We start from the raw sequence: 13304 nt of genomic DNA on the forward strand, positions 1-13304 counted from the left end.
ATCGCACAACCTCCTGATACCGCCCTGTTTCTAATCCTGAAACGCCGCAACCAGCGGAAGAGGCCGTCGCGATGACCCAGGAACGCAAGTCCGAGCACACCACGACCGATACCTGTGCGGTAGAGAAGTTCACGCCGTCTGATCTGATCGCCCTGCGCAGTGACCTGCTGCAGAGCGGCATCGACAGCTTTCAGGCGGCGGAAATCGTCGCCAATTTCCTTTCAGGCCGAGGCTACGGCGTCTCTTCGCATGAGGCGCGTGGAATCGCGACCGCCATCGAAAGCCCCGGCATCACGCCCGAGCGTATCCAGCTGGAGCTGGAGCGCGTCGCGCGTGTGATGTAGCTACTGAATCTCGCCTTCGGCTTGGTCGGTGGGCGAGTCGATCTCCGCGTCAAAGCCGTCCACAAGGCGGTCCAGAAAATCTTCGCGATCGAGATTCTTATCGCGCAGGGCTTCTGCATTCACGATATGGCGGGCAAGATCGGCGAGCACCACCCCCCAGGCTGCGGGGTCCTGCCACATGCCGGTGCGAAGGCTTACATGCTGGCCGGACTCAGCCACCCACACGCGCAGAAGCTCAAAAGCTGCGGAGTCGCGGTCGGCTGCAGGAGGGGGATTCAGGGACTTCGTGCTCATCGTGCGCTCGTTTCAGGCCACTCGGGCCACTGAAGTTGCAACATCCAAAAGTATTCGCAAAACGTTCATCTTGCATATCGCGAAAAGACCGCAAACTCACAGGCAAGGGACCCAAACGCATATGATCTTCGCCTACGTCGCGCTTAAGGTCGGTTTTCTGTCGATTGCGGTCTATCGCAAGGTCAACTGGTCGGATCTGCCAGGGCAGCTTCAATCGCTGCATTCACATCTGCTTGCGCAAACTCCGCAGCCACTCGAATCCCATTCATAATGGCGCGGTCGTTTGAGCTGCCGTGGCCGACGATGGCCACGCCGCGAACACCCAGCAGCGGTGCTCCACCGTACTCCGAGTAGTCGAGCCGCTTGCGGAAGGCCTTGAACGCCTTCTGGCTGAGCAGAGCTCCTACCGTAGAGGTCACCGTGGATTTCAGGCTGGCCTTCAGGCTCTCGTTTACCAGCTTCGCAATACCTTCCGACGTCTTCAGCGCGACGTTGCCCACAAAACCATCGCAGACGACCACATCGGCCGCGCCGTTGTAGAGGTCGCGTCCCTCGACGTTGCCGAGGAAGTTGATCACACCGCGCTCGCCGAGTTCGCGCAGCAACGGCAGCGTCTCCTTGGTCAGCGTATTGCCCTTGGAGTCCTCTTCGCCGATGGAGAGCAGGCCGACGCGCGGATTGTGCACGTGCAGCACGTTCTTCGCGTATTCGCTGCCCATTACGGCAAACTGCAGCAGATTCGTCGGATCGGAGTCCACGTTGGCGCCCACGTCGAGCAGGACGCATGGGCCACCACTGGAGGTGGGCAGAATGCTCGCCAGCGCCGGACGGTCAATGCCACCGAGCGAACCCAGCACCATCTTCGCCGTCGCCATCGCCGCGCCGGTGTTGCCCGCCGTCACAAAGCCCGCAGCCTTGCCTTCGCGGACCATCTTCAGGCCGACGCGCATAGAGGAATCGCGCTTGGAGCGCACCGCCAAAGCGGCCTTGTCCTCCATGGAGATCCATTCACTGGCTTGCGAAATGAAGATGGGCAGCTTGGCGCGCTTGGCCGGAACCCCCGGGAAGCTGGGGCCGGCGGCGTTCTTCAGCGCCTCGCGGAGCTTGGGGCGCAGAATCTCCTCCGGCCCAACGAGATGAACGCGAACGTCCAGCGTACGAGCTGCCAGGATTGCTCCCTTGATTTCTGGATCGGGAGCTTTATCGCTTCCCATCGCATCGAGCACGATGTCTATCGGCATAGTCAGGAGTAGTTTACCGGCAGTTCTCTAGGAGTTTTCCGCAAGACACGGAATTTTCACGACAAACAGGAATGGCACGGCCGAAGCCGTGCTGTTCCCAAGGAGTTCTTTGCAGGAAGGACTTAGGCTGCGGTTGCAGTCTTGTCCGGGCCGTACTGACGGCCCTTGTACTGTCCGCACGAAGCGCAAACAGTGTGGGGCACGCGCTTGGCGCCGCAGTTGGGGCAGTTGCCAACACCAGTGTTGGGCGTCAGGAAGTCGTGCGAGCGGCGCTTGGCGGTACGCTGCTTGGAGTGGCGGCGCTTAGGATTCGGCATGGTGTTCCTCTCAAACGTCTTTTGACCGCAGCTTGTCGCGTAACCACCGCAGACTTGAACTGGAAGTCATCAGTACGGGAAATTCAAAATTTGTTGCAGCCGCGTGTGCTGCTAAGCCTTGGGCGGAAGCGAAATTCCAGCCAACGCATTCCAGCGCTGATCGGAAGGAGCTTCGCTGCAATTGCATTCCGTGGTGTTGCGGTTCACGCCGCACGACGGGCAAAGGCCTTTGCAGTCTTCACGACATAGGATCCGTCCGGGCAGGCCTAAAAGCACCTGTTCACGCACGGCGTCCTCGAGTCGCAGGCCGCTTTCTTCATAATAACCGATTTCTGTCTCATCTTCAGTAATTGCGTGTTCGCCTGCTTCAGCGTCCACTCCGCCGGGGCGGAAGATGAGGTCGAACTTGCCCGAAAGCGTGTCGTCGATCGGCTCCAGACAGCGTCCGCAGGTCAGCTCGAACGGGCCTTCGAACTTGCCCCGAAGTCGAATGTCTTCAACGACTTCCTTGCCGCCGCGATGCTCTTCCAGCAGGTCGGCCTGGCCCTTTACGACCAGTGGTCCGGTCTGCTGCACGTCGGGCGCGTACTCAATTTCACCCGCCGCGATCGCCATATCAAAAAAATACGGTTCATCGGCAATCAACTCTGGCGTGATCAACATCGGTCTGCGCCCTCCTGGAAGTATTTTCTCACGCGAGGTCGGCAAAAAGGCGAATCCCGGCGATTCCCGCCGCTCCTGCCTGCAGACAGAGATGCTGATTCACGGCGTTTACCCCGCCCAGCGCGAGCACCGGAACGTCCGCCGCCATGCGGCAGGCTGCTGCGAGCATCGGCAGTCCTGTCCCGTTTTGTACCAGCGCGCCGTCGACCCGCTTCTCAAAGACCGGGCCAAAGACGATGAGATCGGCGCCACCGTTGATGGCGCGCTCGACCTCGGACAAAGAATGCGCGCTCGCGCTGACGAAAGCTCCGGGCATGAGCGCCCGGACCTGCGATGCGGTCAACTCCCCCTTGCGGGCCGTGAGGTGCACTCCATCTGCCCCCGAGGCCTTCGCGATATCGGCCCGGCCGTTCACCACAAGCCTGGTGGCCGACCCCCATAGCGCCTCGCGCCACAGCTCGGCGACCTGGAGGATCGCACCGGCGTCGAGCTCTTTCTCACGCAACTGCACTACATCGATACCAGCCGCAGACCAGCGTAAAACCTGATCAATCGTTGTCCTCGCGTCTGCGATGGCCATGCGTTTCATAGGCACTCAGTGTACGTGTCACGACTCTTCCACCGCCTCACTGGACAAAGAAGCATAGAATAGATAACGGTCCCGCCTGCGCGTTTCAAGGTTTGGGCGTTTGGGCCGATTGATTCCCGGGAGTGCTTTCTCGCAAGGTATGGCTACTGTTTACGATCTCATCGTCATCGGCTCGGGTCCTGCAGGACAACGTGCCGCCATCTACGCCGCCAAGCTCGGCAAGAAAGTCGCACTCGTTGAAAACCGCGAAGTCGTTGGCGGAGCCTGTATCAATACGGGAACCATTCCTTCCAAGACGATGCGCGAAGCGGTGCTGCACCTCTCCGGCTATAACTACAAGTCCATCTATGGCATGAATTACCGGGTGAAGGAACGCATCACGATGGCGGACCTCGCGTTCCGCATTCAGCACGTGATCAAGACCGAGATCGACGTGACCGAAGCGCAGCTTTCGCGCAACAACGTCGAGATGCTCACCGGCACGGCCTCCTTCGATGACCCCACCCACATTCGCGTGTCTAACTCCCGCGGCTCGACGGTGTACGAAGGCAAGAATGTTCTGATCGCCACCGGCACCAAGCCGGCAAGCAGCCCCAAGGTGCCGATCAACGGCACGACGATCATCAACTCCGACCTCATCCTGAACCTGACGAACCTGCCGCAGACGATGATCGTCGTCGGTGGCGGTGTCATCGGCGTTGAGTACTGCTGCATGTTTGCTGCGCTTGGCGTTCGCGTCACGCTCATCGAGCGCCGTCCGCGCCTGCTCGAGTTTGCCGACAGCGAAATCGTGGAAGCGCTGAGCTATCACCTGCGCGATGCGCGCGTGACCATGCGCCTGAACGAAGAAGTAGAGTCTGTCGAAGAGATCGACGGCAAGGTCGTCGCGAACCTCGAATCCAAGAAGAAGCTGCAGGGCGATGTGCTGCTCTACGCCGTCGGCCGCCAGGGCAACGTGGACGAGTTGAACCTCGCGAACGCTGGTGTTGAAGCCGATCCGCGCGGCCGTATCCCGGTCGACAAGGACTTCCGCACCAAGTGCCCGACGGTCTTCGCTGCAGGCGACGTTATCGGATTCCCGTCGCTGGCTTCGGTGTCGATGGAGCAGGGCCGCATCGCTGCGGCGCGCGCCTTTGGCGACGAGACGATCGTTTCCAACCCGAGCTTCTATCCCTACGGCATCTACACGATCCCCGAGATCAGCTTCATCGGCAAGACGGAAGAGCAGCTTACGGAAGAGGATGTGCCGTATGAAGTTGGCCTTGCGTACTACCGCGAGATCGCGCGCGGCCAGATCCGTGGCGATACGAGCGGTCGTCTGAAGCTCATCTTCCACCGCGAGACGCACTCAATTCTTGGCGTACACATCATCGGCGAAGGTGCCAGCGAGCTGCTGCACATCGGCCAGGCCGTGATGGCGCTCGGCGGCAAGATCGACTACTTCGTCGAGACGGTCTTCAACTATCCGACACTTGCAGAAGCGTATAAGGTTGCGGCCTTCAATGGTTTGAACCGCGTTTCCCGCCTCGATTAAGAGGGTGTAAGGGGTACGTTTTACGGTATAGCGCGCAGAGGCACCTAGAGATAGGTGCCTCTGCTAGTTGAGGTCGGTGTTGTTCCTAAACGCTACACCCTGAACGCTGGATCTCCGCTTCAGCGACATAGTGATTGACGACCGCAGTATTTATTCGCTAACGTCACAAAACCCCGCAGCTTCAGCGGTGTTTCCAGCGTCAAACTCAGCAAGCTCAGGGAAAGGAGATCGACCCCCATGTCGACTTCAACCGCATTTGCCGCCGAACCCTCTATTGCCACCGGCACCACCATTGGTGTCATCCTCAGCCAGCGCATCTACGCAGGGCTGCTCGAGGATGGTCGACTCTCCGGTGAACTGAAGGTTTTCCCCGCGACTCCGCTGCCCGACCCTGAGGACGAAGATGACGACATGAGCCTCGTCGAACTGCCGACCGAGTCGATCGTCGAAGCGATCTGCGACAGTGTGCTGTCGCTGGCGAAGTCGCACGAAGCGGAGCTCGCGGCGATAGGCGTGGCGATCCCCGGACTCGTGCGCAATGGCGTCATCGACGAAGCACCGAACTTTCCGCAGCTCAAGGGCGCGAACCTCGAAAGCCGCCTCGAAGGTGCGCTGGCGGAGCGTGGCATCAAGACGCGTGTCTGCATCGTGAACGACGCCGACGCGATGGCAGCGGGGCTTGCGTCGACGCATGGCAAGCTCGACAGCCACATTCGCGTCTGGACGCTCGGCACCGGTATCGGCTACGGCGTGTATCCCTTCATGAAGGGGGTTTGGGAGGCTGGGCACACGGTCGTCACGCTGGATGACCGCGAGAACTACTGCGGTTGCGGCGGACGTGGCCACCTGGAAGGCATCATGGGCCAGCGCGCCATGCGTCTGCGGTTCCTCGACATGGAGCCGGAAGAGGTTTTCGAAGCGGCGAATCGCAAGTCCGATCCTGATCCGCGCTGCCTTGAGTTCAAGAAGCTCTGGCACAAGGCACTGGCGGCGGCGACCTCGAATGCGCTGCATGTTTCTGGCCCCGGCAAGTTCTTCGTCACGGGCTTCAACACCCGCTTCCTCGACACGAATATGCTGCGCCACTACATCGGCGAGATGGTGAAGATGAGTTCGCTGCAGAGCTACTCGCTGGAGGTCGTTGACGACGACCAGTCCGTGCGCGTGATCGGGGCTGCGGTGGCCGCCATGCAGATGTGCGGCGCACAGTAGTTCTCTTCTTTCCAAGCAACAATGTTGGATGCCCACGGCACCCTTGCGCGTTCTGTTTTAGTGCATGGGAACGAAGTCGATGGGGGGACCCGCGTCGGGGTCGGACATCATCGTGCGGTCCATATGCCGTGCCCAGAAGACCATCAGCACCACGACGAACGCCACGAGTGCGCCTGCTGGTGCAAGCCTGCGGTAGTGCAGGCCTTCGCCCAGCAGTACGCCGCCGAGGCTCGCCCCGAGCGCGTTGCCGAGGTTGAACGCACCTTGATTCAGCGTGGAGGCGAGGTTCGGTGCGCGGCGCGCTTTCTCCACAATCCGAGCCTGCAGCGGAGCGCCCGCCGCGAAGTGCACCAGCCCCCAGACGAAGACACAGATCATCATGGGCACGCCGTAGGGGAGTACCACACCCATCACCAGCAGCGACGTGCCTACGGCCGCGTAGCCACCGACGAGCGTGGCGAGTTGACGCCAATCGCTGAGGCGTCCGCCGAGTAGATTGCCCACGGTGATGCCCGCGCCGAAGATGACGAGCACCCAGGTGATCGTGTTCTCTCTCATGTGTGTTTCGGCGGCGAGCATGGGCGCGATGTACGTGAAGACCGTGAAGAGCGAGACCGAGCTGAGCGTCGAGAGCGCGAGCACCAGCAGCACCTTCGGGTTCATCACGGCAGAGATTTCGTGGCGTAGTTCCACCGGTTCGGCGTCCTGCCTGGGCACGAGGAAGATCAGGCCGAGCATCGCGATGAGGCCGATGGGCAGCAGGAAAAGAAAGGTGGAACGCCAACCCAGCGCATGGCCGATGGCTGTGCCTGCGGGCACGCCCAGCACGTTCGCCAGCGTCAGCCCGGTGAACATCGTGGCGATGGCTTGCGCGCGCTTGTTCTTCGGCACGAGGTTTGCGGCGACGATCGCGCCGGTGCCGAAGAAGGCTCCGTGGCAGAGCGCGGTGAGCAGACGTGCAGCAATCATCAACTCAAAGTTCGGGGCAAACGCGCAGCAGAGATTGCCGACGAGGAAGATGCTCATCAGCAGAATGAGCGTGCGTTTGCGCTCGGTTTTGGAGAGCGCGATGGCCACCAGCGGCGAACCGAAGGTGACGCTCAGCGCGTAGGCGGAGACGATCACGCCCGCCTTGGGAATGCTGATGTTGAAGGAGTGCGCCAGGTCCGGCAGCAGGCCCATGATGACGAACTCGGACGTGCCGATGCCGAAGGCCGCAACCGTCAGCGCAAGAATTGCTTTCCGCATAAAGCTCATCGTAGCGCGAATGCGGCTACTTCTGGCACTTTGCGCAATACACCGTGGTTCGTCCGCCCACAACGATCTTCTTCAGCGTGGATCCGCAGTCCTTGCACGGCTCGCCGCTGCGCGAATACACCTTGTGCTCAAGCTGAAAGAAACCTCGTACACCGTCGGCATCTACGTAGTCGGAGACCGACGAGCCGCCGAGTTGGATGGCGTGCGCCAGCACCGCTTGCAGCGCGGCGTGAAGTTTGGCGAGCTCGACTTTTGTGAGTTTGCCTGCGGGCTTCGTCGGTCGAATGCCGGCGCGGAAGAGGCTCTCGTCCGCGTAGATGTTGCCCACGCCGTGCAGGATCGACTGATTGAGCAGTGCGGCTTTGATCGCGATCTTGCGGCCTTTGAAGAGCTGTGAAAACTCTTCCACGGACACGGTCGTCGGCTCGACGCCGGGGCCCTCATAGCCGGTCGCGAGTGACAGGCGACCGAAGCGACGCGGGTCGACGAAGCGCACCTCGCGGCCATCGCCGAGCGAGAGCACGGCGTGCGTGTGCGGAGGCAGCGGCACTTCCGCCTTGGAGACGAGCAGACGTCCGGTCATGCCGAGGTGCACGAGAAACTGGCCGGTGTGCTCGCTTTTGCGTGTGAGTTCAACCGCGATCGTCTTGCCGACGCGGTGCACTTTGTCGATGGTCGTTCCGGTGAGAGCTTCGGCAATCTCGTGCTCAGGCGTCTTGAAGGTTTGCGGCTTGCCGCTGGTCCATACTTTCGCGATGCGCTGCCCGCGCACGCGCTCATTCACGCCATTGGCTACGGTTTCGACTTCCGGTAGTTCGGGCATCGCTGTTTAGATGCTCGCAGATTCGCGGAGGCGCATAGCCGCCGCGCTATAGTGGAGGCACCCATGCATTCTCTGCGAGTCCTCAGCCTGTTTGTTGCGGCGACGTGCACGCCGTTGCTCAGCCGCGCGCAAAACGCCTCTCTTCCCGACGCCCCTTTGGCGCCAGCGCCCGCTGCTTCTTTCACACTTCCGTCTGCGAAGAGCATCCTGCAGCCGCCTTCGCCGGATAACGACGAGCCGGGCGCGAAGAAGCCGAAGCTCCTCTGCGGCGCGGAGATTGATGAGGTCTATCAGCAATCGAAGCCGGTGGAGGAGGCTTTTCGCGGGCCTTATGTCGAGTACCTGCGCAACGTCGGTGGCCGCGTTTCCGCGACATGGAACGCGCGGAAGAAGCACGACTTCTCCAACCATATAGGGCGCGAACATGGTGGGCGCGTGCGCATCCTCATCTTTCCGGACGGCACCTTCACGCCACCGCAGTTGACCAAAAGCAGCGGCAACGCCATGGACGATGAACGCTTCCTCGCGGCGATTCGGCACAATGCACCGCTACCGCCCTTGCCTGCGGGCATCCATCATCCCGTCACCTTCTGTCTGAACTTCGAATACAACGGCGATGCCACCGGGATGCAGATCGGAACCGGCGAAGACTGGCTGGACAAGGCCGCCAAGCGACCGGCGCAGCCGTAGCCTAGGCCTTTTTGGTGCGCATGGCGTAGAACGCGTAGCCGAGCGCGTTGACGGCGACGGTGGTGACGATGATCTTTACCGCAAATCCCCACGGGCTGCCGACCGAGACGAACGGGTACGCATTCAGCGCGATGGCGAAGAGCGTCGCCACGGTGCCGAGACCGCAGAGCAAGGCGGCCCAGCGCGGCATCGTGTAGCGTACGCTTGCTGCACCGCAGATGGGGATGAGGAACATCGCGAGGTAGGCGAGGTTGTAGAACTCGCTCGAGGCGTCGTTGAGGATATTGAATGCCTCCGCCGCATGCACGCCTGTGGAGGCGAGCAGCAGCAACGCGACGATGACGAGGCTCGTCAGCAGGATCGAGTTCGCCGGGATCTTGCGATCGTTCAGCTTGGCAAACCATGCGGGGATCAGGTGGTCCCAGCCTGCGGTCATGGGCAGGCGCGTGGCGCCGGTGAAGAGATAGCTCGATGCGCCGATGATGCGGATCTGCAGCAGCAGGATGATGAGTTTCGACACCCACGCCATCGGGCCGTGCTCGCCGAACGCCTGTGCGAGCGTCTGCGGAATGGGCGCGACGTAGTTGATCGGCTCATGCGGATGCAGGCCATGAAAGCTCAGCACCGATGCGGTGCCGAGCGTGAACATCAGGAAAACGATCGGCGTCGCGATGATGACCGAGCGGCTGATCGCACTTTCGGCGGCGTGCGTTTCGCCGGCCATGATGGCGATGTACTCGAGTCCCGCCGCGGCGAAGATCACCTGGCCGAAGAGCGAGAGCGAGGTGGGATCATGCGGCGGCAGATGCAGCGGCGCGGGGTGGTAAGTGATCGGCGCACCGTGCATCCACGCCCACAGCGGCGCGACAATGAGCAGCGCGAAGGCGGCGATCATCGCGGCACCGGAGAGATTGTGGAGCCACTTGCCGAAGCCAAGTCCGCGCAGCGCGGTCCACGTCAGCGCGAGCACGATGACCGCGAGGATCGCATAGACGAGCAGATGGTTTTCCGGCAGAGACGCGGCGCGCGGGCCAATCATGAAGGCCATCTCACTCGGAATCTGGAAGAGGATCGCGGCGATGGAGCTGATCGCATACGCCCAGACGTTGAACGCGACCATGAACCCCATCGCATCGCCGAACGCGCGCTTGGCCCACACGTAGAGGCCGCCTTCGAGCGGCATCGCGCGATTGAGGTAGAAGACCGCCACGGCCATCGGCGCATAGAACGCGGCGAAGGCGACGATCCATGCCACGAACGCGCCGCGCCCCAGGCCTGCGGCGATGCCGACCCACGCGCTGCCGACAACCGTGAGCACCTGCGCGAGCACAAGGTCGCGCATACTCATCTGGCGCTTCAGGCCGTGGTCGCTGGCTTCAGGGGCATGGGTCGCAGAGTCCATTGCCGATATCGTCGCACAGGCGGCGTACGATGGCTGCATGTCTGCGGATGCCAATGACCTTGCCCGAACCTTCATCGACTCTTCGCTTGCCAGCCTTGCACGCAGCGAAATGCAGATCGCGAAGTGCCTGCCACGCTTGAGCGAAGAGCAGATGCGCCATCGCGGCGGGGAACACGAGAACTCCGTGCTCAACCTGCTGCTGCATCTGGAAGGCAACATGCGACAGTGGTTCATCCACGGTGTGGGCGGGCAGCCTGACGTCCGCAAGCGCGACAGCGAATTCTCGCTGGAGCCGTCGATCAGCTCCGCGGAAGCATGGAGGCAACTGCAGCAGGTCATCGCGGAAAGCCGAGAAGTGCTGTCAGCCGTCGGCGCCGAGCGCCTGCTGGAGACGATCGACCCGCAGCCGACAGGAACGCTGCGCCACCCTACGGTGATGGCGGCGATCGTGAAGATCACCGAGCACCTGAGTCATCACGCGGGACAGATCATCCTGCTCACCAAGCAGATGGCCGCCACCGACCTCGACCTGAGCCTGCCCCGGAAACGTTAGGGGCGGATTCTTCGTCTGGCGCGGCTGAGGCGGTATAATGACACAAAGGCGCGGTGGTTTTTCCCGCGTACTTTGTCCCTCGGAGCCTATCCGCTCGTGATCACCAAAACTCTGCCGAAGTCCGCCGTTATCCTTGGAGCCCAGTGGGGCGACGAAGGCAAGGGCAAGATTGTCGACGTCCTCAGCGAGAAGTTCGACATCGTTGCCCGCTATGCGGGCGGCCATAACGCCGGACACACGGTCATCATCGAGGGCAAGAAGATTGTTCTCCAGCTCATCCCCTGCGGCGTGCTGCGCCCCAGCTGCGTGGGCGTTATCGGCAACGGCGTCGTGCTCGACCCCGCCGCCTTCCTCGCGGAAGTGAAGAAGCTGAAGGACGCTGGCCTGCCTGCGCATGACCCCGCAGCCAAGCAGCTCTTCATCTCGAACCGCGCACAGGTCATTCTGCCGTACCACCGCATGATCGAACTCGCTGCAGAGACCGCTCCCGGCCGCCAGACCATCGGCACCACGCGTCGCGGCATCGGCCCAGCGTACGAAGACAAGATTCACCGCAACGGCCTGCGCGTCGCTGACCTGCTGAACACCTCGCTGTTGCGCACGCACATCAACAACGCCTGCCACGAGAAGAACACCATTGCCGCGGCGCTCTTCGGCACGGAGCCGCTCGATCCGAAGCAGATGTACGAGGAGTACGTTCGCTACGCCGAGCAAATCGCTCCCTACGTGACCGACACCGCCGAGCTTCTCAACAAGGCACTCGACAACGGCAAGAGCGTGATGTTCGAAGGCGCACAGGGTGCACTGCTCGACATCGACCACGGTACGTATCCGTTCGTCACCAGCTCCAACTGCACCTCGGGCGGCGCGGTCACCGGTACGGGCGTTGGCCCGACGAAGATCGGCACCGTCATCGGCGTCAGCAAGGCGTACGTCACGCGCGTGGGCGAAGGCCCGTTCCCGACCGAAGACTTCGGTGCGGACGGCGAACTGCTTGCTCGTCGCGGTAATGAGTTCGGCGCTGTGACGGGTCGCCCGCGCCGCTGCGGCTGGCTGGATCTGCCGCTGCTGCGTTACTCGAACATGATCAACTCCACCGAGTGGCTCGTCGTCACGAAGATGGACGTCATGGACGAGCTGCAGGAGATCAAGGTCTGCACGCACTACAAGATCGACGGCAAGCTGACCGACACGATCCCCGGCGACATCCGCGGCTTCAAGACTATTGAGCCGGTTTACACGACCGTCAAGGGCTGGAACTCGTCGACCGCCGGCATCACCGAGTACGACAAGCTGCCGAAGCTCGCGCAGGAGTATCTGGAGTTCATCGCGAAGGAGTCGGGCGTGAAGATCGGCATGATCTCCACCGGTCCGGACCGCGCGGAGACCTTCTCGATGCCCGAGTTCGACGCAATGCTCGCCTAAACGATCCCCACGCATCCCGAGTCCACGTGGCTCGGGATGCGTTTTTCTTTTTGCAAGAAGGATTCCCCGATGATCAGCTTTACCGTCCAGCTCCGCTTCCGCCCTGAAGACCACGCGGAGATTCACAGCATCCTCGAGGAGCTGACGCGTCTTTCGCGCCAGGAGCCCGGCTGCGTTTCTTATATCCCGCACTGGGTCGAAGGCCAGCCCGATACTGTGCTGATCTACGAGCAGTATCAGGACGACGCGGCGACTGAGTTTCACCGCAGCACGGAGCACTTCAAGAAGTACGCGATCGGCGGCCTCTACCAGAAGATGCTCGATCGTCAGGTAGAAACGCTGCACGCCATCGCTTAAGGCGATGTGTAGCTCACCTCTCTGCGCGTTTTCAATCTAAGACTTTGACGCGAGGCCGCAGTTGGGGCTAACATCCGCGTACTGTTGATGGATTCGCCTATGTCCAACTCGCGCATTCGATCCTTCGTCCTGATAGCGATGCTGGTCTCGCTTTGTCTGCCTGCCAGCGCATGGTGGCAGCACGGCAAAAAGACCGGCAAGCGCGACTTGCGTGCCGAAGTTTCGGCGGCGGACACGCAGTGGCGCAACGCGATGCTGAACAGCGACGCGGTGGCGCTCGAGAAGATGCTCTCCGAGGACTACATCGGCATCACCAGCAACGGTCAGGTGATGACGAAGATCCAGTGGATGGACCGCATGCGCAGCCATGCCATGCAGGTGAAGAGCCTCACGGTCGATGACATGAAGGTGAAGCTCGTCGGTCAGCGCGTCGCGATCGTGACCTCGTCGCTCGACCTCGAAGGCGACTTTGATGACCACAAAGTGCATGGTCGCTTCCAGTCCACGCGCGTGTTTCAGCGCATCGACGGCACGTGGAAGATCACGAACTTCGAGTCCACTCGTCAGCGCCCCTACTCGCACAACCAGCAGACCGACTAATCT

16 protein-coding genes are annotated in these 13304 nt (G+C 61.6%); 8 read left to right on the top strand and 8 right to left on the bottom strand.

The features are described from left to right. Positions 1 to 71 precede the first annotated feature (71 nt). On the top strand, positions 72 to 344 hold the full coding sequence (locus tag OHL11_RS04740) for a hypothetical protein (RefSeq protein ID WP_263370323.1): 273 nt from the start codon (positions 72 to 74) through the stop codon (positions 342 to 344). Here OHL11_RS04740 and OHL11_RS04745 read toward each other — a convergent pair whose 3' ends face one another. The 5 genes from OHL11_RS04745 to OHL11_RS04765 all read right to left on the bottom strand — a co-directional run bounded on the left by OHL11_RS04745 (position 345) and on the right by OHL11_RS04765 (position 3448). Further along, a complete protein-coding gene (locus OHL11_RS04745) occupies positions 345 to 638 on the bottom strand; it encodes a DUF5076 domain-containing protein (protein WP_263370324.1) in 294 nt (97 codons plus the stop codon). It abuts the gene before it with no gap. 182 nt (positions 639 to 820) lie between these two features. After that, on the bottom strand, positions 821 to 1879 hold the full coding sequence (plsX, locus tag OHL11_RS04750) for a phosphate acyltransferase PlsX (RefSeq protein ID WP_263370325.1): 1059 nt from the start codon (positions 1877 to 1879) through the stop codon (positions 821 to 823). Positions 1880 to 2001: 122 nt separating this feature from the next. After that, the gene (rpmF, locus tag OHL11_RS04755) at positions 2002 to 2196 is read right to left on the bottom strand and encodes a 50S ribosomal protein L32 (RefSeq protein WP_263370326.1); all 195 of its coding nucleotides are present in this window, start codon (positions 2194 to 2196) and stop codon (positions 2002 to 2004) included. A gap of 111 nt (positions 2197 to 2307) precedes the next feature. Further along, positions 2308 to 2859 carry a YceD family protein gene (locus tag OHL11_RS04760; RefSeq protein ID WP_263370327.1) on the bottom strand — a complete coding sequence of 184 codons (552 nt, stop codon included), beginning with the start codon at positions 2857 to 2859 and terminating at the stop codon, positions 2308 to 2310. A 28-nt stretch (positions 2860 to 2887) separates the two neighbouring features. Next, entirely contained in the window at positions 2888 to 3448 is a 561-nt protein-coding gene (locus OHL11_RS04765) for a thiamine phosphate synthase (protein WP_263370328.1), read from the bottom strand. Positions 3449 to 3587: 139 nt separating this feature from the next. On the opposite strand from OHL11_RS04765, the gene sthA reads away from it, so the two are divergent. Next, complete coding sequence (gene sthA, locus OHL11_RS04770; protein ID WP_263370329.1) at positions 3588 to 4982, top strand: Si-specific NAD(P)(+) transhydrogenase; 1395 nt, start codon at positions 3588 to 3590, stop codon at positions 4980 to 4982. A 237-nt stretch (positions 4983 to 5219) separates the two neighbouring features. Next, a complete protein-coding gene (locus tag OHL11_RS04775; RefSeq protein WP_263370330.1) occupies positions 5220 to 6194 on the top strand; it encodes an ROK family protein in 975 nt (324 codons plus the stop codon). 57 nt (positions 6195 to 6251) lie between these two features. Here the strand turns inward: OHL11_RS04775 and OHL11_RS04780 are convergent, their stop codons facing one another. Both OHL11_RS04780 and mutM read right to left on the bottom strand, forming a co-directional pair. Beyond that, the gene (locus OHL11_RS04780) at positions 6252 to 7442 is read right to left on the bottom strand and encodes an MFS transporter (protein ID WP_263370331.1); all 1191 of its coding nucleotides are present in this window, start codon (positions 7440 to 7442) and stop codon (positions 6252 to 6254) included. A gap of 25 nt (positions 7443 to 7467) precedes the next feature. Next, positions 7468 to 8274, bottom strand: coding sequence for a bifunctional DNA-formamidopyrimidine glycosylase/DNA-(apurinic or apyrimidinic site) lyase (gene mutM, locus OHL11_RS04785; RefSeq protein ID WP_263370332.1), 807 nt, complete (start codon positions 8272 to 8274; stop codon positions 7468 to 7470). Positions 8275 to 8337: 63 nt separating this feature from the next. Here mutM and OHL11_RS04790 point away from each other — a divergent pair, with 63 nt between their 5' ends. After that, positions 8338 to 8964 carry a TonB C-terminal domain-containing protein gene (locus tag OHL11_RS04790; protein WP_263370333.1) on the top strand — a complete coding sequence of 209 codons (627 nt, stop codon included), beginning with the start codon at positions 8338 to 8340 and terminating at the stop codon, positions 8962 to 8964. 1 nt (position 8965) lies between these two features. Here the strand turns inward: OHL11_RS04790 and OHL11_RS04795 are convergent, their stop codons facing one another. Further along, complete coding sequence (locus tag OHL11_RS04795) at positions 8966 to 10366, bottom strand: APC family permease (protein ID WP_263370334.1); 1401 nt, start codon at positions 10364 to 10366, stop codon at positions 8966 to 8968. Positions 10367 to 10403: 37 nt separating this feature from the next. Between OHL11_RS04795 and OHL11_RS04800 the strand changes: the two genes are divergently transcribed. From OHL11_RS04800 to OHL11_RS04815, 4 genes are all read left to right on the top strand, one after another. Continuing rightward, the gene (locus OHL11_RS04800; protein WP_263370335.1) at positions 10404 to 10919 is read left to right on the top strand and encodes a DUF1572 domain-containing protein; all 516 of its coding nucleotides are present in this window, start codon (positions 10404 to 10406) and stop codon (positions 10917 to 10919) included. Positions 10920 to 11015: 96 nt separating this feature from the next. After that, positions 11016 to 12344 carry an adenylosuccinate synthase gene (locus OHL11_RS04805; RefSeq protein WP_263370336.1) on the top strand — a complete coding sequence of 443 codons (1329 nt, stop codon included), beginning with the start codon at positions 11016 to 11018 and terminating at the stop codon, positions 12342 to 12344. A gap of 69 nt (positions 12345 to 12413) precedes the next feature. Next, positions 12414 to 12701 (top strand): putative quinol monooxygenase, encoded by a 288-nt coding sequence (locus OHL11_RS04810; protein ID WP_263370337.1) that lies wholly within the window; start codon positions 12414 to 12416, stop codon positions 12699 to 12701. Between the two features lie 99 nt (positions 12702 to 12800). Then, complete coding sequence (locus OHL11_RS04815) at positions 12801 to 13301, top strand: nuclear transport factor 2 family protein (protein WP_263370338.1); 501 nt, start codon at positions 12801 to 12803, stop codon at positions 13299 to 13301. The last annotated feature ends 3 nt before the right edge of the window (positions 13302 to 13304 follow it).

Source organism: Granulicella cerasi, assembly GCF_025685575.1.
Lineage (GTDB): Bacteria > Acidobacteriota > Terriglobia > Terriglobales > Acidobacteriaceae > Granulicella > Granulicella cerasi.

Bases quoted from the DNA above. Each gene is read 5' to 3' on its own strand.
- OHL11_RS04740 (WP_263370323.1), top strand. From the start codon at position 72: ATGACCCAGGAACGCAAGTCCGAGCACACCACGACCGATACCTGTGCG.
- OHL11_RS04745 (WP_263370324.1), bottom strand. From the start codon at position 638: ATGAGCACGAAGTCCCTGAATCCCCCTCCTGCAGCCGACCGCGACTCC.
- plsX (WP_263370325.1), bottom strand. From the start codon at position 1,879: ATGCCGATAGACATCGTGCTCGATGCGATGGGAAGCGATAAAGCTCCC.
- rpmF (WP_263370326.1), bottom strand. From the start codon at position 2,196: ATGCCGAATCCTAAGCGCCGCCACTCCAAGCAGCGTACCGCCAAGCGC.
- OHL11_RS04760 (WP_263370327.1), bottom strand. From the start codon at position 2,859: ATGTTGATCACGCCAGAGTTGATTGCCGATGAACCGTATTTTTTTGAT.
- OHL11_RS04765 (WP_263370328.1), bottom strand. From the start codon at position 3,448: ATGAAACGCATGGCCATCGCAGACGCGAGGACAACGATTGATCAGGTT.
- sthA (WP_263370329.1), top strand. From the start codon at position 3,588: ATGGCTACTGTTTACGATCTCATCGTCATCGGCTCGGGTCCTGCAGGA.
- OHL11_RS04775 (WP_263370330.1), top strand. From the start codon at position 5,220: ATGTCGACTTCAACCGCATTTGCCGCCGAACCCTCTATTGCCACCGGC.
- OHL11_RS04780 (WP_263370331.1), bottom strand. From the start codon at position 7,442: ATGCGGAAAGCAATTCTTGCGCTGACGGTTGCGGCCTTCGGCATCGGC.
- mutM (WP_263370332.1), bottom strand. From the start codon at position 8,274: ATGCCCGAACTACCGGAAGTCGAAACCGTAGCCAATGGCGTGAATGAG.
- OHL11_RS04790 (WP_263370333.1), top strand. From the start codon at position 8,338: ATGCATTCTCTGCGAGTCCTCAGCCTGTTTGTTGCGGCGACGTGCACG.
- OHL11_RS04795 (WP_263370334.1), bottom strand. From the start codon at position 10,366: ATGGACTCTGCGACCCATGCCCCTGAAGCCAGCGACCACGGCCTGAAG.
- OHL11_RS04800 (WP_263370335.1), top strand. From the start codon at position 10,404: ATGTCTGCGGATGCCAATGACCTTGCCCGAACCTTCATCGACTCTTCG.
- OHL11_RS04810 (WP_263370337.1), top strand. From the start codon at position 12,414: ATGATCAGCTTTACCGTCCAGCTCCGCTTCCGCCCTGAAGACCACGCG.
- OHL11_RS04815 (WP_263370338.1), top strand. From the start codon at position 12,801: ATGTCCAACTCGCGCATTCGATCCTTCGTCCTGATAGCGATGCTGGTC.